The sequence below is a fragment of the Trinickia symbiotica genome, assembly GCF_002934455.1.
Lineage (GTDB): Bacteria > Pseudomonadota > Gammaproteobacteria > Burkholderiales > Burkholderiaceae > Trinickia > Trinickia symbiotica.
Map to the genome: position 1 here is coordinate 147,791 of NZ_PTIR01000006.1, position 21,851 is coordinate 169,641.

Here is a 21,851-nt window from a genome sequence, read left to right on the forward strand (position 1 = left end):
GCAAGAGCGCACCGAAATGCATACGACCTGGCCTGACGGCTTGCTGCTTGCCTACTACGGCGACGACTTCACGGGATCGACTGACGCGATGGAGGCGATGACGGCGGCGGGCGTGCCCACGCTGTTGTGCCTCGATACGCCGTCGCGCGAGCTGCTCGCGCGGTTTCCGGGCGTTCGCTGCGTGGGGCTCGCGGGCGCCTCGCGCGGGCGCACGCCGCAATGGATGAGCGATACCTTGCCCGATGCGTTCTACGGTCTCGCGAAGCTGGGCGCGCCCATCCTGCAGTACAAGGTTTGCTCGACGTTCGATTCGTCACCCGAAATCGGCTCGATCGGTCGCGCCATCGATATCGGCGTGAAGGCGATGAATGGCGAGTGGTCGCCGATGATTGTCGGCGCCCCGCGGCTCAAGCGCTATCAAGTGTTCGGCCATCTGTTCGCGGCGATCGGCGGCGTAGGGTATCGGCTCGATCGCCATCCGACGATGTCGCGGCATCCGGTCACGCCGATGAACGAGGCCGACCTGCCCGTGCATCTCGGACGTCAGACCGATAGACGCATCGAGCTCGTCGACATGGTGCGCCTGCGATCGTCGGACGCGTTGCCGTTCGTGCATCGAATCGCCGGCAGCGACGTCCCTGTCGTGATGATCGACGTACTCGATGACGAAACGCTCGTCGAAGCGGGCAGGTTGGTTTGGGAAGGGCGCGGCGACGGTGTCTTCACCGCGTCGTCATCGGGCCTGCAGTACGCGCTCGCCGCCTGGTGGCGCAAGTGCGGCATGCTGCCCGCGTCACCGTCTCTGCCGGCGGCGGACGCGGTCGATGCCATCGCTGTCGTGAGCGGCAGCTGCTCGCCCGTGACGGCCGAGCAGATTCGTTGGGCCCGCGCAAACGGATTCCATGTGGCTCGACTCGATCTGAGACGCGCGCTCGATCGCGAGAGCGCAGGGGCAGAAGCCGAGCACCATGTTCGCCAGGCCGCCAAGGCCATTGCGCAAGGGCGAAGCGTCGTCGTGCACAGCGCCGAAGGCCCTGACGACCCCGATGTGGTCGGCTTCGATGCGATTGCGCGAGCGGCCGGCATGACGCGCCACGATGCGGCGCGCCGCGTGGGCTCGACGCTCGCGGACATCATGCGACGCCTGCTCGACGAGACTGCGCTCAGGCGCGTGGTCGTGGCCGGCGGCGACAGTTCCGGCGAAGTGGCGAGCTCGCTCGGCATCACAGCGCTGAGCGTGCTGGCCGCAATGGCGCCGGGTGCGCCGCTGTGCCGCGTCTGGTCAGATTCGCCGCGACGCGACGGGCTGGAGATCGTACTGAAGGGCGGCCAGATGGGCGAGGCTTCGTTTTTTGGCGCCTGCCTGAAGGGCGCGATGCCGACACCATGAAACGGCACCGCGTTCGCGGGCGAACGCAAAGCGCAAGCATGAGCGTCCCACCATTGAAGGGAGCATTGTCGTGACTGAACGGATTCATGCCTCTTACTGGCTCGAGACCGGAGCGGACCCGCGCGTCGCAGCGGATGTGATCGCGGGCGAGCAATCGAGCGGTACGTTCGTGGCGCTGCCGAACGAAACGCCGGAACTGAAGGAAAGCTCGGGCGCGCGCGTCGAGCGGCTCCGAATACTAGGCGAAGTCGACGGACCGAGCCTGCCCGGCGGCATGCGCTCGAACCGCTACACGCAGTGCGAGCTCGAGCTTTCGTGGCCCATCGAAAACATGGGACCGTCGTTGCCGAATCTCGTCTCGACGATCGCGGGCAATCTGTACGAACTGCGTCAGGTGTCGGGCCTGCGGCTGACGGGCTTGCGTTTGCCGCCTTCGTTCGCGGCGGCCTATCCGGGCCCCGCGTTCGGGATCGAAGGTACGCGCCGGCTCACGGGCGTCAGCCACGGCCCGGTCATCGGCACGATCATCAAGCCGAGCGTGGGGCTCTCGCCGGAAGAAACGGCGCGGCAAGTGCGCGAGCTCGTCATGGGCGGCATCGACTTCATCAAGGATGACGAGCTGCAAGCCGACGGCCCGCATTGCCCGTTCGACGAGCGCGTGCGCGCGGTGATGCGCGTCGTCAACGAGCAAGCGGATCGAACCGGCAAGAAGGCGATGGTGGCGTTCAACCTCACGGGCGATCTCGATCAGATGCGCCGCCGCCATGACCTTGTGCTCGCCGAGGGCGGCACCTGCGTCATGGCGGTCTTGAACTCGGTCGGGATCGTCGGCCTGCATGAGCTCAGACGTCATTCACAGTTGCCGATACACGGGCATCGGGCCGGATGGGGTTATCTGTCGCGCAGTCCGCAGCTCGGCTGGGATTACGCACCATGGCAGCAGATCTGGCGGCTCGCGGGCGCCGATCACCTGCACGTGAACGGGCTCGCCAACAAGTTCAGCGAATCGGACGAGAGCGTGATCGCGGCGGCGCGCGCCGTCCTCTCGCCCGTCATGCCCGAGGCGCCGATGCCGGCCATGCCCGTCTTCAGCTCGGGGCAAACCGGACTGCAGGCGGCGCCTACCTATGCGGCGCTCGGCTGCGCCGATCTCATTCATGCAGCGGGGGGCGGCATTTTCGGTCACCCGGGAGGGGTGGCCGCCGGCGTAGACGCGTTGCGCGAGGCATGGGTTGCAGCGATCGAGGGGGTGCCGCTCGAGCAACATGCAATGCGTCATCCAGCATTGCAAGCTGCGCTGGGTTTCTGGAAGTGACGCTGTAAGGGGTGGTCGCGCAAGTCGCTTCAGTCGCCTTGGCTATTGGCGAAATGATGAAGCGATAGGAAGCCTGAGCGCGTCCGCGTTGGTACGTTGACATCATCAAGAGTGATAAGCACCACTGGCAGCGGCAGCGGGAGCCGGTTCAATCGGCAATGCTGCTCGCCGCACATCAAGGAGACGAGACATGAAAGGTCTGAAGCAGTGGCTTTCCGGCGGAGCGTGCGCGCTCATCGTTTTGGGCGCTACCGGTCCGGTGCACGCGGCCGGCTTGATCGCGATCATCACGCCGTCGCACGACAACCCGTTTTTCAAGGTGGAAGCCGACACGGCCGACGCGCGCGCGAAGTCGCTCGGCTATGACACGATTGTTCTCTCTCACGACGACGACGCCAACAAACAGATGAATCTCGTCGATACGGCGATCGCGCGCGGTGCGAAAGCGATCATTCTCGATAACGCGGGCTCCGAGGCCTCAATCTCCGCCGTGCAGAAGGCGAAGGATGCCGGTATTCCGTCGTTCCTTATCGATCGTGAGATCAACAAGACGGGCGTGGCCGTTTCGCAAATCGTCTCGAACAACTATCAGGGCGCACAGCTCGGCGGGCGCGCATTCGTCAAGGCGATGGGCGAAAAAGGCAACTACGTCGAGCTCGTCGGCCGCGAGGCGGATATCAACGCCGGCATTCGCTCGAAGGGCTATCACGACGTCATCGACCAGTTCACGAACATGAAGATGGTGGCGCGCCAGTCGGCCAATTGGAGTCAGACGGAGGCTTATCGCGTGATGGAGTCCATCCTGCAGAGCCACCCGGACATCAAGGGTGTGATCGCCGGCAACGACACGATGGCGATGGGCGCCTCGGCCGCGCTCAAAGCGGCCAAGCGCAACGACGTGATCGTGGTCGGGTTCGACGGCAGCAACGACGTGCGCGACGCAATCGAGCGCGGCGAGATCCGCGCAACGGTATTGCAGCCGGCCGCGCTCGTGGCGACCCAAGCCGTGGACCAGGCCGACAAGTATCTGAAGACGCACTCGACGGGTAAGCCGGAAAAGCAGCTGATCGATTGCTCGCTGATCACGAAGGCCAACGCGAAGAAGCTCGATCTGTTCGCGCTGCGTTGAACGTTGAGCGTTGAGCGAAACCGAGGGGGGCGCGGCGGCGCCGCCTGATGAGTTGTCGAGGCGAGGATACCGATGAGACGATTGGTGTGGGCGGGCCTACTGCTCGCGCTGTGCGGCGTGTTGCCGGCGTGCAAGCTCGTGAAGAACGATACGGCGGCCGTTGGGGCCGCGAGCGGCGCGGCGGCCGATCCTTATGCCGCGTCGGCGTACGATCCGAATGCCGCGGTCGCGAAGGATTGGGAAGCAAAAGTGGTCCCCGATATCGCGAAGCGAGCGACGGACTTCAAGCTGCTGCGCGATGCCGTTGCGGCCGATGCCGATGCGGCGGGCCAGAAGTACGGCTATCGCGACAAGACGAGCGGCGGGCCGTGGAATTTCCCGACGAAGCTGCGCGGCACGATCGTATCGGTCGACACCTCTTCGAGCGAGGGGACGATCGGCGTCGATACGAGCGGCAGCGGCAAGCCGGACGTCATCGTCGATATCGGCCCCACCGTGCTCGGCACGGCGTTGCGCGATTCGCTCGATTTCGTTTCGTTTTCCGACTTCAAGAATCAGATCGACTACGCGCGCTTTGGTACCGCGCTCAATGCCTACGCGGTCGAACATGTCATGAAGGCGCTGCCGCGCGACGGCCTGAAAGGCAAGACGATCACGGTGACCGGCACGTTCTCGTACGACGGCACGAGCGATCAGCCCGAGGTCGTGCCCGTTGCGATAGCACTGGAGAAAGCGCAATGAGCGACGGGGCCGATGCGGTGGTGTCGCACGACGACGTGATCCTGTCCGTCGAGGCGGTCACTAAGGTCTATCCGGGCACGACGGCACTGAAGGAAGTGAGCTTCGTCGTGCATCGGGCGGCTGTCAACGTGCTCGTCGGCGAGAACGGTGCCGGAAAATCGACGCTGATGCGGATCATCGCCGGCGCCGAACAACCGACTTCCGGCCGCCTCGTGCTCGATGGTGCGCCGATCGAGCTGGCCGACAGCGCGCAAGCGTTGAGGCACGGTATCGGGATCGTCCATCAAGAGCTCAACCTCTTTCCGAATCTGTCGATCGCGGAGAACGTGTTTCTGGGCCGCGAGATGACGCGCGGCCGCATTCATATCGACGCGAACACGCAGCGCACGAAGGTCCGTGCGCTCCTCGAGCGGCTAGAGTTGGACTTGAGCCCCGACACGCTCGTCGAGGAATTGCCGATCGGTCAGCAGCAATTGATCGAGATCGCGAAAGCGCTTGCGCAGGACGCGCGCATCCTGATCCTCGACGAGCCGACGTCGGCACTGAGCGCGGCAGAAGTGGAGGTGCTCTTTCGTGTCATTGCCGACCTCAAATCACATGGCGTCGCGATCGTCTACATTTCGCACAGACTCGAGGAGCTGATTCGCATCGGCGACTACATCACGGTGCTGCGCGATGGGCGTATCACGGGCCATCAGCGCATGGCGCGGGTCGACGTGCGCTGGATCGTGCAGCAGATGGTCGGGCGGGAAACGCGCGATTTCGCGCGCCCCGTCGGGCATGAGCGCGGCGCCGAAGTGCTCGGCGTGCGCGCGCTGTCGCTGCCCAAGAAGGGCGGCGGCTATCTTGTCGATCACGTATCGCTGACGCTGCACGCGGGCGAAATCGTGGGCATCTACGGTTTGATGGGAGCGGGCCGCTCGGAGCTCTTCGAATGCATTCTCGGCTGCCACGCCGAGGCGGAAGGCGAAGTTGTGCTGGCGGGCAAGCCGTTGAGCGGCAGGGCGATCGCCGAGCGCGTGGCCGAAGGCGTCACGCTGATTCCTGAAGACCGCAAAGCGGATGCGCTGCTGCCGATCCTCTCGATAGGCAGCAACATGACGTTGTCGAGCCTGCGAACGTTGGCGCGGGGCTTCGACATCGACCCGAAACACGAGCAAAGTCGGATCACGCGGTATATCGGCGAGCTCGCCATGAAGGTCGCCGATTGGCGCCTGCCCGTCAGTTCGCTTTCCGGCGGCAATCAGCAGAAGGTCGTCATCGCGCGAGCCTTGATGACGACGCCGAAAGTGCTGCTGATGGACGAGCCGAGCCGCGGCATCGACGTCGGGGCGAAGGCCGACATCTTCAAAGTGATGCGCGAGTTGTCCGTGAAGGGGCTCGGCATTCTCTTCGCCACCTCGGACCTCGAGGAAGTGATGGCGCTGTCGGACCGCATTCTCGTCATGTCGAGCGGGCGCGTGACGGCCGAGTTCGAGGCGGCCGAAGCCACACAGCACGATATCGTCGCCGCATCGGCAGTTGGCCGGCGCGCGGCCGCGAGCTTGCACGAAACGGATGCCGTTCGCGCATGATTTCGACGAGGCACGGCATGCACACCGCTGAACGCAGACTCATAACATTGGAGACATCGAAATGACGGCTGTCGTCAAGCAAACGAGCTCGACGTGGACGGTCGGAGAAGCGCCGTTGCTGCTGTTGCTGAAGCTGCGTACGTTCATTGCGCTCTTCGCCGTGGTGATCTTCTTCTCCTTCGCCGCCACGAATTTTCTCAACATCGAGAACCTGCTCATCATGTCGAGACACGTCGCGCTCAACGCGTTTCTCGCGATCGGCATGACGTTCGTCATCGTCGCGGGCGGCATCGACTTGTCGGTCGGCTCGGTCGTCGGGCTCTCGGGGATGGTGGCGGGCGGACTGATTTTGCATGGCATCCCGTTGGGCGCATACACGCTCTACCTCAGCGTGCCGATGGTGATCGTCGCCGCATTGGCCGTCGGCGTCGCGGTCGGAGCCATCAACGGCTTGCTGATTACGCGGCTCAACGTGGCGCCGTTCATCGCGACACTCGGCACGCTTTATGTCGCCCGCGGCGCGGCGTTGCTGTCTTCGGACGGCGAAACCTTCCCGAACCTGGCCGGCAATCCCGCTTACGGCACGACCGGGTTTCCGCTGCTCGGCAGTGCTTCGGTCCTCGGCGTGCCGCTTACCGTCTGGCTGTTGGCGATCATCGGCGTCATCGCCGCCTATGTCGCCGCGCGCACGCCGCTCGGACGGCAGATCTACGCGATCGGCAGCAACGAGCGGGCAGCCCAGCTCTCGGGCGTGCGCGTGAATCGGGTCAAGATGATCGTCTACATGTTTTCGGGTTTTTGCGCGTCGATCGTCGGGCTGATCATTTCGTCCGAGCTCGTCGCTTCGCATCCAATGAGCGGCGAGACGTTCGAGCTCAACGCGATCGCCGCGGCCGTGCTCGGCGGCACGTCGATGTCGGGTGGACGCGGCAAGATCGGTGGGACGATCGTCGGGGCGTTCGTCATCGGCATCCTGTCCGACGGGCTCGTCATGATGGGCGTCAGTGCGTTCTGGCAAACCGTGGTGAAAGGCGTGGTGATCATTGCCGCCGTCGTCGTGGACCAGATCCAGCGACGCGTCCAGCATCGCTTCGCATTGCAACGACAAGCGGCTTCGGGAGGCTGAACCCATGACGGATGCTTCGGTGAATGTGCACGCGGCTGTCGGCAAGATCCGAGGGGCACTGATCGGCTGTGGCTTTTTTTCGCGCAACCATCTGCAGGGATGGCGGGAAATCGATGGCGTCGAAATCGTGGCGCTTTGCGATGCGAACGAGGAGCGGCTGCGCATGGCGGGCGCGGCGTTCGGGATCGAACGGCTCTACGGCGATGCGGCCGCGCTGCTCGAGAGCGAGCGGCTCGATTTCGTCGACATCGCCACGACGGCGCCGAGCCATCGCGCGCTCGTCGAGCTCGCGGCGAGGCACCGCGTGGCCGTGATCTGTCAGAAGCCATTTGCCTTGTCGATGAACGATGCGGAGGCGATGGTCGCCGTTTGCCGGCAGGCGGATGTGCCGTTGATGGTGCACGAAAACTTCCGTTGGCAGCGCGCCATCCGCGCGGTCGGCCGCGTGCTGGCCGAAGGCGAGATCGGAACACCGTTCTGGGGCCGCATATCGTTTCGCTCAGCGTTCGATGTATTCAGCGGCCAGCCATACCTCGCGCGCAATCCGCGCTTTATCGTCGAGGACCTTGGCATTCACGTGCTCGATATCGCGCGATATCTGTTCAGCGATGTCCAGCGGCTCTCGGCGACGACTGCGCGTGTGAATCCCGACATCGCGGGCGAAGACGTGGCGACGATCCTTCTTCAGCACGTTGCTGGCGCGACGAGCATTGTCGATTGCAGCTATGCGACGCGGCTGCCGCAGGAGCGTTTCCCGCAGACGCTCGTCGAGGTGGACGGTTCAGAGGGGACGCTGCGGCTTTTCGCCGATTACCGGTTGCAGGTTCATGGCCGCCGGGGTACCCGCGAGGAGCTCGCTGCGCCGACGGTCTATCCGTGGTCCGAGGCGCCGTGGCATGCGATTCAGGATAGCGTCGTCGGCATTCAGTCCCATTGGATCGACTGCCTGACGAAGCGGATCGAGCCATCGACGTCGGGGCGGGACAATTTGAAGACGCTCGCGTTGGTCGACGCCACTTACCGATCGGCGGAAACGGGGCAGGGGGTCGTGCTTGGGGCGCCGGCTCCCGCCGCCGATGCAGCGCTCAACTCCGTAGAGGCGTGACACGAATGATCACTGCATCCGACATGTTGGGTTTGTACGGTACGGAGCAGGTCGAGCCGACTTTACGCCGACTGCACGCGGGACTTTGGTCGGCCTCGTTGATCGACGGTGCGTTGCGCGACATCCGGTACGACGGCGTCGAAGTGATCCGGGCGATCGCCTACCTCGTACGCGACAAGGATTGGGGTACCTGTCGGCCCGAAATCAGCGATCAGCGGATCGACGAACGCGACGGGGGCTTTCGTCTCTCGTACAGCGCCCGTTGCACGAATCCGGACGGACACGCGTTGCGCTTCGAGATCGCGATCGACTGCGACGCCGAACACGGCCTCGAATGTCGGGCGACGTGCACGGCACTGACCGATTTCATCGCCGCGCGCTGCGGCTTTTGCGTGCTCCATCCGATCGCCGGCGTGGCCGGCGCGCCGGCTCGCGTCGAGCACGGCGACGGCACGGTCGAGGTCGCACATTTCCCCGAGACGATCGATCCGTGGCAACCGTTCATGGATATTCGCGCGATCGCTTACCAAACGCCGATGGGATGGTGGGTGCGCTGCGGGCTGACCGGCGACGTGTTCGAGATGGAAGACCAGCGCAACTGGTCGGACGCCTCGTTCAAGACCTATTCGCGCCCGCTGGCGTTGCCTTGGCCTTACACGATCCGTGCCGGCGAGACGAGCGAACAGGCGGTCGCGGTGACGATCGCCCTGCCGGCGCATGCAAGTGCACAGAGCGGGCAGAGGAATGAGCAGACCGACGACGCGATGGTCGCGGTCGACATCGACGCGCTATGCAGCGAAGAGCCGATGCCCGAGCTCGGCATCGCGGTCGCCCCAGCGGAAATTGAAGCCGTACGCGCCAATCTGGACGCGCTGCTGGCCCTGGCCCCGCGACGGCTGACGCTGCACTTCGATCCGCTCGCGGGCCACGGCGCGCAAGAGTTGCGACGCTACGCCGAATTGCGGCGCGCGAGCGGCATTGCGGCGACGCTCGAGCTCGCGCTGCCTGGGCAGGGCGCACCGGCGGAGGAATTCGCGCGCGTCGCGGCGCAGATTCGAGAAGCAAAGCTCGATTTGGCGGCTGTCGTCGTGAGTCCTGCCGTGCATCGCCAATCGAATCCGCCCGGCAGCGCGAGTCCGCCGTGTCCGCCGCTCGACGAAGTCTACCGCGCGGCACGGCATGCGCTGCCCGGCCTACGTCTCGGTGGAGGCATGCTCAGCTACTTCACGGAGCTCAATCGAAAGCGTCCGCCGCTGCGGATGGTCGATTTCGTGACGCATGCCACTTGCCCGATCGTGCACGCGGCCGACGATCGCAGCGTGATGGAGACGCTCGAGGCCATCCCGTACATCACGCGATCGTGCCGCGCTTTCATCGGCGACCAACCGTATGCCATCGGGCCGATTTCGATTGGCATGCGGCAAAACCCCTACGGTTCGCGCGTCATGCCGAATCCGCATCGGGAGCGCGTGGCGATGGCCGAAGCGGACCCGCGGCAGCGCGCACGCTACGGGGCGGCGTGGCTAGGGGGCTATGTCGCGGCGCTCGCGGGCGCGCGCGTCGAATGCCTGACGCTCGGGGCGCTCGTCGGGCCGCGCGGCGTCATGGACGTTTCAGGTGAGCGGTATCCGATGTTCGATGTCGCCGCCATCGTCGCGCGGATGGCGCGTCGTCCTCGGGTCCCGTGCCGCTCGAGCCGGCCCGGGCAGGTCGCGGCGTTCGGCGCCGTGACGGACGCCGGCGCGCTGGAACTGGCCCTCGTCAACCTGACGCCGGATATCCAACGCGTATCGATAGGAGAACGAACGATCGCAACGCTCGACCCGTTTGGCCTGCGCTCCGTGGCGCTTGATACAGCGGGCTTCGCGGACCGCGCGCTTTAAAAACGACCCGCTTCATGATATGGTCATCAGACCAGTTTTTTGCCTCTGTTCTCGATGCCAGAAATCATTCCTCGTCGCAAGCTCTATCAGGAAGTGCTCGACCGTCTGATGGAGCGCATCCGTAATGGCGAGATTCCACCGGGCGCGCATCTGCCGTCGGAGCGCGAGTTGATGGAGATGTACGGTGTTGGTCGTCCGGCGATCCGCGAGGCGCTGCAAACGCTCGAGCGCTCGGGCATCGTGGAGATCGTGCATGGCGAGCGAGCGCGCGTCGTCGTGCCGACGGCCGATGGATTGATCGCGCAGATTGCCAGCGGCGCGATGCATCTGTTGCGCACGCAGCCCGACATGCTCGAGCATTTGAAATCGGCGCGGCTCTTTCTCGAGGCAGGCACCGCACGGATGGCCGCCGAGCGCGCGACGAAGGAAGATGCGGCGCGGCTGCGCCTCAGAGTCGAGCAGCAACGCGCATCGATGGTCAACCTCGAAGAGTTTCTCGAGCGCGATATGGCCTTTCACCGCGAGATTGCGCAAATCACGGGCAATCCGATTTTCCCGGCGATCGTCGAGTCGATTTTCCGTTGGGCTTCCGACTACTACCGGCCGATGGTTCGCGCGCCGGGCGCGGAAGCGCTGACGCTCGCCGAGCATGAGCGCATCACGGAAGCGATCGCCTCGGGCGACGGCGACGCCGCTGCGCAAGCCATGCATGCGCATCTGAGCCGGGCCAACGATCTTTATCGCACGTTGATGAAGAGTTGAGCGGAGCGAGGTGAGTGGCGAAAACGAAGGGCACCACGACCGCGCTTGTCAGCCCGCGCGATTCGCAGCGTGGAGGCGGCTACTCCCTCCGGTTCGTACAGCCTCTCAACGGGGCCACTCGTCGTGCTCGTCGTTGAACAGTTCCGCAACGATGCCACGGAGCCATATTGTCCTTGCATCGTTATGAAATTTGCGATGCCAGTGCTGCTTGAGGTCGAAGCGCGGCAACGCGAGCGGCGGCTCGGCAAGTGTGATGGAAGCGTGCTCGGCCGCGTAGGCGAACCCTATCGCGTGAGGCACCGTCGCGATCAGATCGGTTCGCGAGAGGATGAACGGCAGGCTCATGAAGTGAGAGGTCTCGAGCACGGCGCGCCGATGGGTTCGGTGCTTTTCCAGATACTTTTCGAGCACCTCCTGACTGCGGCCCTCCGCGCGCACCACGGCATGGCCGCATCGCAGGAACGCCTCGAGCGTCAGCGACCGCTTGGCAAGCGGGTGGCCGTTGCGCATCAAGCAGATGAACCGATGCGAGAAAAGACGCTGCTGAAAGAAGTTGTTGCCTGATAAATCGGGAAAATAGCCGATCGCCAGATCGATTTCGCCGGCCGCGAGCCCGCGTTCGAGCTCGGCCGGCGGCAAAGAAAGAGAGCGCAAATTCGCATGCGGCGCGCGTTGGGCCAAGACTTGCAAGAGCCGCGGTAGAAAGACGATCTCACCTACATCGGAGAGCGCAATCGAAAACGTGCGGGTCGTCGTGCCCGGGTCGAACTGCTGCGTATCGAGCACACCGCGTTGAATATGTCCCAACGCCTCGCGTGCCGATGGAATCAACGACAGGGCGCGCGGCGTCGGCTCCATGCCGCGTGAAGTCCGTACGAACAACGGATCGCCGAAATAATCGCGCAGTCGCGCCAGCGCCGTCGATACGCGCGGCTGGCTCACGCCGAGCATCTGCGCCGCGCGGCTGACGTTGCGCGCCTCCTCCATCGCCACGAGATAGGGAATCAAATTCAAGTCGAGATCCTGCATCACTCTTCGGGCCCCCTCGGGCCCCGCACCTTTATCGAAATGACGTATACAGGGTATGCGCAAAATCGCGTTGCCGTATATTAGGGGGCGCCCGAGAATTCCCCTCAGCCAATCTTTCGAAGTAGAGATACAGAGGGGACATCCATGAAGACTCAAGTGGCGATCGTCGGCGCCGGGCCGGCGGGCCTGCTTCTTTCTCATCTCTTGCGCTTGCAGGGGATCGACTCGGTCGTCGTCGAGACCCGCTCGCGCGAATACTGCGAGAACCGCATCCGCGCCGGCGTGCTCGAGCAGGGCACGGTCGATACGCTCGTCGAGAGCGGACTCGGCGCGCGCATGCAGCGAGAGGGGCTCGTCCATCATGGAATCGAGCTGCTGTTCGAGCGCAGGCGCCATCGCATCGACATGACCCACTTGACGGGGGGCCGGTCGATTACCGTGTACAGCCAGCATGAGGTCGTGCGCGATCTGATCGCGGCGGCGATCGATCACGAGCAGCCCGTTCTTTTCGACGTTGCGAATGTGTTATTGCATGACATTCGAAGCGATCAGCCCTATGTAGAACTCGTTCATCGAGGCGAGCGCATCCGCATCGATTGCGATTACATCGCGGGATGCGACGGTTTTCACGGCGTTTCGCGTGCGTCGATTCCGGCCGACGTTCTGCGCACTTACGAGCGTGTTTATCCCTACGCATGGCTCGGCATTCTTGCCGATGCGACGCCGTCGGCCGACGAGCTCGTCTATGCGCACCATGAGCGCGGTTTTGCGCTTTTCAGCATGCGTTCGCCGAGCGTCACGCGCCTCTATCTGCAGTGTCGCCCTGACGAGAATCTCGCGGAATGGTCCGATGGGCGCATCTGGGCGGAGCTGCATACTCGCTTCGAAAACGACGAAGGGTGGACGCCCAACGAAGGGTCGATCACGCAGAAGAGCGTCACGCCGATGCGCAGCTTCGTGGCCGAGCCGATGCAATACGGACGGCTCTTTCTCGCGGGCGATGCCGCGCATATCGTGCCGCCCACGGGTGCCAAAGGGATGAACCTGGCGGTAGCCGACGTCCGCACGCTATCGCGGGCGCTCGCCGCCCGCTATCGGGACGGCAGGGTGGACCTGCTCGAAGGCTATTCGACGACCTGCCTGGAGCGGGTATGGCGAGCCGAGCATTTCTCATACTTCATGACGAATATGCTCCACCCGTCGCCCGACGAGACGAGCTTCGTCAATCGATTGAAAATGTCGGAGCTGAAGTACGTCACGACCTCGAACGCCGCGGCGCAGTCGCTTGCCGAGAACTACGTCGGACTGCCGTTTGCGGAGGCGGGCTGACTGCGACTTCACTTCGCGCGGGCGCGCGGATGTCGATAGTGGATGTTGGCGGGCACCAAGAGGGACTGAGGCTTTGGATCGCCTTCCAGCATCCCGATTACGCGTTGCAAGCTTTGAGCCGCGAGTTCGCGGCTATCCTGCACGATCGCATCGATGGTGAGCGGCAGGCAATCGAGCAATTGATGATCGTCGAATGTCATCAGGCGGCCGGGGGCCTGGCCAAGCTTATGCGCGTTGTTGATGAACGACAGCGCGCCTTCGAGCAGCGTGATCGAGCCGGCGAACAGCACCTCGGGATAGCGCCCATGAGCTGCAAACCAGGCCTCCATCAGTACCCGCCCGGATTCGCGATGATAGTCGCGCTCGAAGACCCAATCTTCCCGTTCGGCCAGGCCGTGCGACGCCAGCGCCAGCCGGAAACCCGCCAGTCGGTCCCGGCTCGCCGATAACTCGGGCTGACCACCGAAGTAGACCACCTCGCGCGCGCCTTGTGCGAGCGCATCGCCGATCAGCATGGCGACCGTCTCCGTGGCATCGGTCACGACGTAGGGAATGCCCGTCTCGTCGACGCGCCGGTCCGCGAACACGAGCGGAAGGCGCTTGGTCCATTTTAGATAGCGCTTCGGGTCGGCCGTGCAGGGCACCACGATCATGCCGTCGACCTGATGCGAGACGAGATGCGCGATCCCTTCGGTTTCGCGCGCGGGATCCTCGTCGCTCGTCACGACGACGAGCTGATAGCCGTATTCGTCTCGGCACAGCGTCTCCATCGCTTGAGCGAGCGCCGCATGGGTCGAGTTCGTGAGGTCCGGAATCACGAGGCCGATCGTGTTGCTGCGCCGCGAGCGCAGCGCTCGAGCCGATTGCGAGGGTGTGAAGTGATGTTCCTTGGCCACTCGCAGCACGCGCTCGACCGTCGCCGGCGAGATCCGGTAGCGTTCGGCATAACCGTTGAGCACCATGCTCGCCGTCGTCCGAGAGACGTTTGCGAGCCGGGCAATGTCGTCGATGGTGAGGCGCTCGAACTGAGTCACGTTGGCTTGTCCTCGAGGGGCCGCCGTCGGCCGAGGCCGACGGCGCTTTTGCCCGTGCGTCGATGTTGATACCCGCACGGTGCTAGTGCCCAATCGTACTACGTGCGCACATCGTGCCGACGGCGTTCGGCCAACGAGCGCTTACTGCTTGTAAAGATTGAGCGGAACGTGGATGAGCTTGTCGACCGGCTGGCCTTGCGCCAGCTTCATTGCCGTCTGCACGCCGTATTGGCCGATGAGCTCCGGCTGCTGCTGGACGGTTGCCGTCATCGTGCCGGCCTTGACGGCGGCCATCGCGTCATCGGTCGCGTCGAACCCGACGACGATGATGTTCTTGAGCCCGGCGGCTTGGATCGCTTTCACCGCGCCGAGCGCCATTTCGTCGTTCTGGGCGAACACGCCCTGAATGTCCTTGTTGCCTTGGATGATGTTTTCCATCACGGAAAGGCCTTTCGCGCGATCGAAATCGGCCGGCTGCTTCGTGACGATCTTCACCCCATTGTCCGACTCGATCGATTTATCGAAACCGTCGCCGCGCTCGCGCGCCGCCGAGGAGCCCGGGATGCCCTGCAACTCGACGACGTTGCCCTTGCCGCCGAGCTTCTGCAGCATGAACTCGGCCGCCATCTTGCCGCCCGCTGCGTTGTCGGACGCGATGTGCGAGCTGACTTCGGCACCGTTCACGCTGCGATCGAGCGATACGACTTTGATGCCTTTGTCGGTAGCCTCCTTGACGACATTGGCGACGGCCGACGAATCAGTGGGGTTGATCAGGATGACGCTGACCTTTTTTTGAATCAGATCTTCGACGCTTGCCTGCTGCTTGGCCGGATCGTTCTGCGCATCGACCGTGATCAGCGTGACGCCTTCCTTGTTCGCTTCGTCTTCGGCGCCTTTCCTCAGCGAGACGAAGAACGGATTGTTGAGCGTCGAGACCGACAAGCCCACCGTGACCGCGCTGGCGGCGGCGCCCGATGCCGGGGCGGCGGCCGACGCGGCGGTCGTGTCGGGTCCCTGTTTCGAGCAGGCGGCGATGCCGAGCACGAGGAGGCTCGCGACGAGGGGCGAAATGATCCGTTGCATCAGTTATCTCCTGGTTTTCGAATAAGAAGTGTTGAGTACATGTTTGTCGATTTACGACGATTTTTTGTTCGCGCGATCGATAAGGACTGCCAACAAAATCACGCCGCCTTTGACGACTTGCTGATAGAACGATGAGACATCGAGCAGGTTGAGGCCGTTGTTGAGTACGCCGATCAAAAGCGCGCCGACGAGCGTGCCGAAAATCCAGCCGCGGCCACCGGTGAGGCTCGTGCCGCCGAGCACGACCGCTGCGATCGCGTCGAGCTCATAGCCCGTGCCTGCCGTCGGTTGCGCCGAGTTCAGGCGCGAGGTCAGCACCACGCCGGCGATGGCCGACATGACGCCGGAAATCGTGTAGACCCAGAGCTGAATGCGATCGACCTTCACGCCCGAGAGCCGCGCCGAATCGGCATTGCCGCCCGTTGCGTAGACGTGGCGGCCGAACACGGTTTTTCTCAGCAGGAACCAGAATCCACCGAACATGATCAGCATCAGGACGACGGGGACCGGAAGCAGGCCGGCGACGTAGCCGCCACCTAGCATCGAAAAGAAATCGCTATGGAAGTCGCTGATCGGGCTGCCATTGGAGACCACGAGCGCGGCGCCGCGCAGCACTGTCATCGAGCCGAGCGTCGCGATGAAGGGTGCAACCTTACCCTTGCTGATCACTAAGCCGTTGATGAGACCCATGAGGCCACCGGCCGCTATGCCAGCGAGCGTCGCGAGCGCGGGTGCGGTGCCCGCCTGCATGAGGCTCGCGATGACGACAGACGACAGCGCGAGGATCGAGCCAACCGACAGATCGATGCCGCCGAGCAGGATCACGAGCGTCATGCCGAAGCCGATCAGCGCGTTGATCGACGCCTGCCGCATTACATTGAGCAGATTGCCGACGGTCAGAAAATCGGTGCTCGTCAGCGACAGGGCGAGCGCGACGATGACAAGCGCGATGAACGGCCCTAGCTTTTGGAGCGTGGCCTTGTTGGTGGGCGTGAGGATGGATTGCACGATTCCGGTACTCAGTTTCAAGCGGCGGCCGCCGCCGGTTTAACGAACAACAGCGTGAACACAGGCACCAACGCCGACAACGCGTGTCACGACGCCGTCGAGACGACGGCTCGCTCAAGCACGGTACCGCCCGTGGCGGCCGTCATGATCGATTCCTGCGTTGCGAGTTTCGCGTCGAAGATTCCCGCCGGTCGGCCTTGATGCATGACGAGGATGCGATCGCTCATCGCCAGCACCTCCGGCAATTCCGACGACACCATCACGACGGCCACGCCGAGTGCCGCGAGCCGGTTGACGATGTGATAGATCTCGGCTTTGCCGCCGACGTCGACGCCGCGCGTGGGCTCGTCGAGCAGAAGAACCTTCGGCGGGTTGGCGAGCCATTTGGCGAAGACGACCTTTTGCTGGTTGCCGCCCGAAAGCGCCTTGACGTCGAGCTCCGCGTCGCGCGTGCGAATGCGCAACTGCTCGATCAGTTTCGCCACGGCGGCGCGTTCGGCTGCATCGTCGACGATGCCAAAGCGCGCGTAGCGCGAGAGATGAACGAGCGTCGCGTTTTCGCGCACCGACATGCCGAGCACGAGGCCTCGGCTCTTGCGATCTTCAGTGACGAAGCCGATGCCGGCGTCGATCGCATCGGATGGGTCGCGGACGTCCAGTGCGCGGCCGTCGAGCAAAACCTGCCCGGCGGTCTTTTTGCGCGCACCGAACAGGGTCTCGAGGATCTCGCTGCGGCCGGCGCCCATCAGGCCGGCGATGCCGAGCACTTCTCCGGCGCGCACGTCGAATGAAACGCCCGAGATACGGCCGTCGTCGGCGAGACCCGACACTTCGAGGCGCACATCGCCGCGCCTGCTGTCGCGGCGAGGGAAGCGCTCGCCGATTTCGCGGCCGACCATCATGCGCACGACTTCGTCGAAGTCGGTGCTCGAGATCGCGCGAACGCCCACGAACTTGCCGTCGCGCAGCACGCTCAGCTTGTCGCAAATGCGAAAAATCTCTTCCATCCGATGCGAGACGTAGACGATCGCGACGCCTCGCGCCTTGAGGTCTCGCATGACGGCGAAGAGTGCCTCGATCTCGCGATCGGTCAGCGCCGCGGTCGGTTCGTCCATGACGAGCACGCGCGCGTCGAGCGAGAGGGCCTTCGCGATCTCGACCATCTGCTGCTGACCGATCGACAGCTGCCCGGCCTCCGCTTGCGGATCGATGCTGGCGGCGCCGAGCACGTCGAGCCAGCGCCGCGCCTCGCTCCACAACGCGCCCGCATCGACGATGCCGAAGCGGTGCGGCTCCCGGCCGAGAAACATGTTCTCCATGACCGTGAGCTGCGGAATCAGGTTCAGCTCCTGATGGATGATCGCGATCCCGAGGCGCTCGGCGTCGGCGGTATCGCGAATGCGCGCAGGCTTGCCGTCGATGGCGATGCTGCCCGCATCGGCCTGATAGACGCCGCACAGGATTTTCATCAGCGTCGATTTGCCGGCGCCGTTCTCACCCATCAGCGCGTGAATCTCTCCCGCGCCGAGTTCAAAATCGACGTGCTCGAGCACGCGCACAGGCCCGAACGCCTTGCTGATGCCGCGCAAGGTGACTTGCATTGCACGTCCCTCAGAAGATCACGCCCGAATGCAGGATTACATTCGCGTAGGGGCTGCACTCGCCGGTGCGAATGACGACTTTCGCGCGTTTCGTCAGGCGCTTGAACTCGTCGTGCGCGACGTATTCGACGCCGACGCCCGTGTTGGCGAATTGCTCGGCGCGGCTCGAGATGGCTGCGTTCTGCGTAAGGCTCTCGGTCGCAAAGACCGCGCGCTCGACTTTAAAGTCGGCGAGGACCGTATCGAGGACATCGGAGAAGCCCGGCATGCCGATCTTCAGCGATACGTCGATGCATTCGACGCCATCGGGAATCGGCAACCCGCAATCGGCGATCACGAGGCTGTCGGTGTGCCCCATGCCGGCGAGCACGCGAGCGATGTCACGGTTCAGGTGTCCGAGTTTTTTCATGGTTGGATTTGAATCGTTCGAGCTCGGCCAGCGTCGGCATGCCGCCTTGTGCGCCGGGGCGCGTGACGGAGAGGGCGCCCGCCGCGTTCGCGCGTCGTATCGCCTCGGCCATGCCGAGATGCCAGAACGAAGCGAGCGCGCCGTTGAACGTATCGCCGGCACCGGTCGTATCGACGGCGTTTACCGCAAAACCGGGCTGGTGCACGAGCTGGCCGTCGGGCGTGGCGTAGTACGCGCCTTCCTTACCGAGTGTCATCGCAATGCGGCCCGGCATGCGTTGCAGGATCGCGCGCCAGTCCACGCCGGGAGTCTGTAAAGCAGTGGCGAGTTCATGCTCGTTCGGCGTAATGAGCGTAGTCAGATCGAGCAGTTCGTCGGGCAGTGCGACCGCGGGTGCGGGATTCAGAAAAAACGGCTTGCCGTGCGCGCGCGCCACACGCGCGGCGTGGCATACGGTAGCGAACGGTATTTCGAGCTGGGCAAGGACGACGTCGGCATCGCGAAACGCTTGCTCGGCGCGGTCGATATCGGCGGCCGACAACTCGTGATTGGCCCCGGGCACGACGACGATCGCGTTGTCGCCGGCCGAGAGCGTGATCGCGGCGATTCCCGTTGCCTCACGACCGGTCGAGACCCAGCGCGTATCGACGCCTTCGCGCGCGAGGATGGCCTTCATCTGCTGGCCGAACGCGTCAGCGCCGACACAGCCGATCATCGTGACCTCGGCGCCGAGACGCGCGGCCGCGACCGCCTGGTTCGCGCCTTTGCCGCCCGGGTATTGCGCGAAGCGCTTGCCGAACAAAGTCTCGCCGAGCCGCGGAAACTGGTCCGTTTCCGTTACGAGATCCATGTTGATGCTGCCCACCACCACAACGCGCGCCATCGCGGCTCCTTATGCGCCTCGATGCCGGCCTCTTGCAAGCATCGGTTTTATGACTGCTAAAACGTAATCAGCGTGAGGTCGTTTTATACCAGAGTCGTGCGACGAAGTCACATTAGGGAATTACCCGAGAGGCGATGCGCGATGAATCGCAAGGCTCAATGCACGACGCCAATGCAACGTTGAGGAGGAGCCGGGTTCGCACCCCGGGGGGGCAAGCGGGTGTGCGCGCGGCGACGCTAAACAGTTCCGAAAGTCAGCGTTGTGCGATAGCGGCGATCGACACAGCCGTCAGACGATGTCGTCGACGACTCCACCGTCGACGCGCAGCGCCGCGCCCGAAGTCGCCGAAGCTTGCGGTGAAGAAACATAGACGACCATGTTCGCGACTTCGTCGACGGTGGCCGCGCGCTGGATGACCGAGCTTGCGCGATGCGCCATGACGAATTCCTTGCCGATCTGCTCCAGAGTCTTGCCCGTCTTCGCCATTTCGTCTTTCATCATTTCGGCGAAGCCGTCGGATAGGGTCGGCCCCGGGAGCACGGAGTTGACCGTCACGCCGGTGCCGGCGACGCGCTTTGCGAGCCCGCGCGCGATGGCGAGCTGGGCTGTCTTCGATACGCCGTAGTGGACCATGTCCGCGGGGATGTTGCGCGCGGATTCGGAAGAAATGAACACGACGCGGCCCCAGCAGCGCTTGACCATGTCGGGCAGCAACGCGCGCGAGAGCCGCACGCCGGACATGACATTAGTCTGCCAGTGCCGTTCCCAGACGTCGTCATCGGCATCGAAGAAGTCCTGTGGCTCGAAGATGCCCGCGTTGTTGACGAGGATGTCGACCGGCGGCAGTTCGCCCAGCAGCTTCTGCGCGCCGGCGGCATCGCCGAGATCGGCGGCGATGCCGCGCCACTGCGCGGACGGTACGGCCGAGCGCAGTTTCTCGCCGGCCTTCGTCAAGCTGGCGTCGCTGCGGCCGTTCAATACGACGGCCGCACCACTTTCGGCGAGTCCCTTCGCAATCGCAAAACCTATGCCGCCCGTGGAGGCGGTGACTAACGCTGTCTTACCGGAAAGATCGATTTTCACGCGAAGTCTCCTTGAGTTGGGCACGGCAACGCCCAATCTTAAGCGCTTCGCGCGAAACGTGTCGTCCGCTCGAACGCGATCAGAATGCGTGGCGCAAGCCGACCATGCCGACGAACTGCGAGCGTCCCGAGGACGGCGTTGTATTCTGCGAATCGCCAACCACGGCTACCGCATCGATGATGCTCGTCCCCGTGCCCGCGCTGACGAGCGTCCTCCCGCGCGCGATCTGGTACGCCTCGAGCAAGTAGATCGTGGTACGAGTCGAGAGGCTGTAGGCCTGCTCGAGCGACACTTGATGGTAGCGCGCGGGATCGCCAATGCCGTTCGATTTGCTCGCGCGCGTATAGCTGTAGCCGGCAGCCACGATGAGAGCTGGCGTGAAGCGGTACGTCGTGATGACGCCATAGTTGTTGAACACGGCTTCATTCGTGAAGAGCGATCCGGTGCCCGGCGCATACAGCACATTCGAGTAGTTGAGGCCGACCATCCAGTTTTTCAGCGTATAGCGCGCCGCCGCGGCGAAGAGCTGCACGCTCTCGGCCGTCGCGTACCCGCTGTTGACGGGCGAGTTGATCGCGAAGCTGCCGAGCGCCTGGCTAGTCGAAATGTTCTTGAGCTTCACGTAGCCGGCCGCCAACGCGAACGGCTGATACGCGTAGCTGACAGCGGCGCTGAAGTTGCTGCCCGTCGCCACGCTGCCCGGTACGCCGCCAAGCGCATACTGCGCGCTCAGTTGCAAGCCGGCGATCGTCGGCGAAAGATAGGTGACGGAGTTGTTGAAGCGCAGCGTCGTATCGAGCGCGTCGACGTCTCCCGGATGCGCTCCCGTCGCGCCGGTCAGGACACCCGTCGGTCCGAGCGCACCGACCATCGAAAAGTAAGGCGTGTATTGGCGGCCGAGCGTCAGTGTTCCGTATCGGTCGTTGCTCAATCCGACGTAGGCTTGCCGGTTGAACATCAACCCGGAGCTCGAGAGCGCTCCGGTCAGCGAGTTGAAGCCGTTTTCGAGCCGGAAGATCGCTTTCGTCCCACCGCCTAGGTCTTCGGCACCGAGCAGGCCGAACTTGCTTGCCTGCAGGTTGCCCTGGCTCATGTAGAAGTTCGACTGTCCGTGCTGGTTGCTGACGTAGGCGAACGCGTTATCGACGACGCCGTAAAGCGTCACGCTGCTTTGCGCGTGCGCGCCAGTCGAGAACACCAAGCCGGCGAGCGGCAGGCATGAAAGGGTGAGGGCACGGCGCCTGGCGTGCTTGCGATCGTTCACTTGAGAGTCTCCGGGGCAAGTGCCGCCCGGAATTGGGCGGGCGAATCGGGTTGTTATCCGCTGCGCCTTCACGCGTAAGCGCGCATGGCGACGAGCGTCTCGC

The 21,851-nt window shown here is 64.0% G+C and carries 19 protein-coding genes; 10 read left to right on the forward strand and 9 right to left on the reverse strand.

The features are described 5' to 3' along the window. Positions 1 to 16: 16 nt before the first annotated feature. The 9 genes from oiaK to B0G57_RS11345 all read left to right on the forward strand — a co-directional run bounded on the left by oiaK (position 17) and on the right by B0G57_RS11345 (position 11,025). Positions 17 to 1,390: a 3-oxo-isoapionate kinase OiaK gene (gene oiaK, locus B0G57_RS11305; RefSeq protein ID WP_020566520.1), complete on the forward strand. Its 1,374-nt coding sequence runs from the start codon at positions 17 to 19 to the stop codon at positions 1,388 to 1,390. Between the two features lie 70 nt (positions 1,391 to 1,460). Further along, positions 1,461 to 2,705 carry a ribulose-bisphosphate carboxylase large subunit family protein gene (locus tag B0G57_RS11310; protein WP_018443441.1) on the forward strand — a complete coding sequence of 415 codons (1,245 nt, stop codon included), beginning with the start codon at positions 1,461 to 1,463 and terminating at the stop codon, positions 2,703 to 2,705. A 190-nt stretch (positions 2,706 to 2,895) separates the two neighbouring features. Beyond that, entirely contained in the window at positions 2,896 to 3,834 is a 939-nt protein-coding gene (locus B0G57_RS11315; protein ID WP_018443440.1) for a D-ribose ABC transporter substrate-binding protein, read from the forward strand. Between the two features lie 72 nt (positions 3,835 to 3,906). Further along, positions 3,907 to 4,575, forward strand: a complete 669-nt coding sequence (locus B0G57_RS11320) for a DUF2291 family protein (RefSeq protein WP_026230185.1) — start codon at positions 3,907 to 3,909, stop codon at positions 4,573 to 4,575. Further along, complete coding sequence (locus B0G57_RS11325; RefSeq protein WP_018443438.1) at positions 4,572 to 6,149, forward strand: sugar ABC transporter ATP-binding protein; 1,578 nt, start codon at positions 4,572 to 4,574, stop codon at positions 6,147 to 6,149. Before B0G57_RS11320 ends, B0G57_RS11325 begins: the two co-directional genes overlap by 4 nt. 61 nt (positions 6,150 to 6,210) lie before the next feature. Next, a complete protein-coding gene (locus B0G57_RS11330; protein WP_018443437.1) occupies positions 6,211 to 7,275 on the forward strand; it encodes an ABC transporter permease in 1,065 nt (354 codons plus the stop codon). Between the two features lie 4 nt (positions 7,276 to 7,279). Beyond that, complete coding sequence (locus B0G57_RS11335; RefSeq protein ID WP_018443436.1) at positions 7,280 to 8,380, forward strand: Gfo/Idh/MocA family protein; 1,101 nt, start codon at positions 7,280 to 7,282, stop codon at positions 8,378 to 8,380. Positions 8,381 to 8,385: 5 nt separating this feature from the next. Continuing rightward, complete coding sequence (gene apnL / locus B0G57_RS11340; RefSeq protein WP_035469515.1) at positions 8,386 to 10,263, forward strand: D-apionate lactonase; 1,878 nt, start codon at positions 8,386 to 8,388, stop codon at positions 10,261 to 10,263. Positions 10,264 to 10,317: 54 nt separating this feature from the next. Beyond that, entirely contained in the window at positions 10,318 to 11,025 is a 708-nt protein-coding gene (locus B0G57_RS11345; RefSeq protein WP_018443434.1) for a transcriptional regulator NanR, read from the forward strand. A 105-nt stretch (positions 11,026 to 11,130) separates the two neighbouring features. Here B0G57_RS11345 and B0G57_RS11350 read toward each other — a convergent pair whose 3' ends face one another. Further along, positions 11,131 to 12,054, reverse strand: coding sequence for a LysR family transcriptional regulator (locus B0G57_RS11350; protein ID WP_018443433.1), 924 nt, complete (start codon positions 12,052 to 12,054; stop codon positions 11,131 to 11,133). Between the two features lie 144 nt (positions 12,055 to 12,198). Here B0G57_RS11350 and pobA point away from each other — a divergent pair, with 144 nt between their 5' ends. Continuing rightward, positions 12,199 to 13,383: a 4-hydroxybenzoate 3-monooxygenase gene (pobA, locus tag B0G57_RS11355; RefSeq protein ID WP_018443432.1), complete on the forward strand. Its 1,185-nt coding sequence runs from the start codon at positions 12,199 to 12,201 to the stop codon at positions 13,381 to 13,383. An 8-nt stretch (positions 13,384 to 13,391) separates the two neighbouring features. Here the strand turns inward: pobA and B0G57_RS11360 are convergent, their stop codons facing one another. The 8 genes from B0G57_RS11360 to B0G57_RS11395 all read right to left on the reverse strand — a co-directional run bounded on the left by B0G57_RS11360 (position 13,392) and on the right by B0G57_RS11395 (position 21,748). Continuing rightward, positions 13,392 to 14,417, reverse strand: coding sequence for a LacI family DNA-binding transcriptional regulator (locus B0G57_RS11360; protein WP_018443431.1), 1,026 nt, complete (start codon positions 14,415 to 14,417; stop codon positions 13,392 to 13,394). Between the two features lie 141 nt (positions 14,418 to 14,558). Beyond that, complete coding sequence (gene rbsB, locus B0G57_RS11365; protein WP_018443430.1) at positions 14,559 to 15,500, reverse strand: ribose ABC transporter substrate-binding protein RbsB; 942 nt, start codon at positions 15,498 to 15,500, stop codon at positions 14,559 to 14,561. Between the two features lie 51 nt (positions 15,501 to 15,551). Next, a complete protein-coding gene (locus B0G57_RS11370; protein WP_018443429.1) occupies positions 15,552 to 16,529 on the reverse strand; it encodes an ABC transporter permease in 978 nt (325 codons plus the stop codon). 65 nt (positions 16,530 to 16,594) lie between these two features. Continuing rightward, entirely contained in the window at positions 16,595 to 18,109 is a 1,515-nt protein-coding gene (locus tag B0G57_RS11375; protein WP_018443428.1) for a sugar ABC transporter ATP-binding protein, read from the reverse strand. A 10-nt stretch (positions 18,110 to 18,119) separates the two neighbouring features. Then, a complete protein-coding gene (rbsD, locus tag B0G57_RS11380) occupies positions 18,120 to 18,518 on the reverse strand; it encodes a D-ribose pyranase (RefSeq protein WP_018443427.1) in 399 nt (132 codons plus the stop codon). Then, positions 18,490 to 19,401, reverse strand: coding sequence for a ribokinase (gene rbsK / locus B0G57_RS11385; RefSeq protein WP_018443426.1), 912 nt, complete (start codon positions 19,399 to 19,401; stop codon positions 18,490 to 18,492). The genes rbsD and rbsK overlap by 29 nt, the downstream gene beginning before the upstream one ends. 288 nt (positions 19,402 to 19,689) lie before the next feature. Next, on the reverse strand, positions 19,690 to 20,484 hold the full coding sequence (locus B0G57_RS11390; protein WP_018443425.1) for an SDR family NAD(P)-dependent oxidoreductase: 795 nt from the start codon (positions 20,482 to 20,484) through the stop codon (positions 19,690 to 19,692). A gap of 79 nt (positions 20,485 to 20,563) precedes the next feature. Beyond that, the gene (locus tag B0G57_RS11395; RefSeq protein WP_018443424.1) at positions 20,564 to 21,748 is read right to left on the reverse strand and encodes a porin; all 1,185 of its coding nucleotides are present in this window, start codon (positions 21,746 to 21,748) and stop codon (positions 20,564 to 20,566) included. Positions 21,749 to 21,851 lie beyond the last annotated feature (103 nt).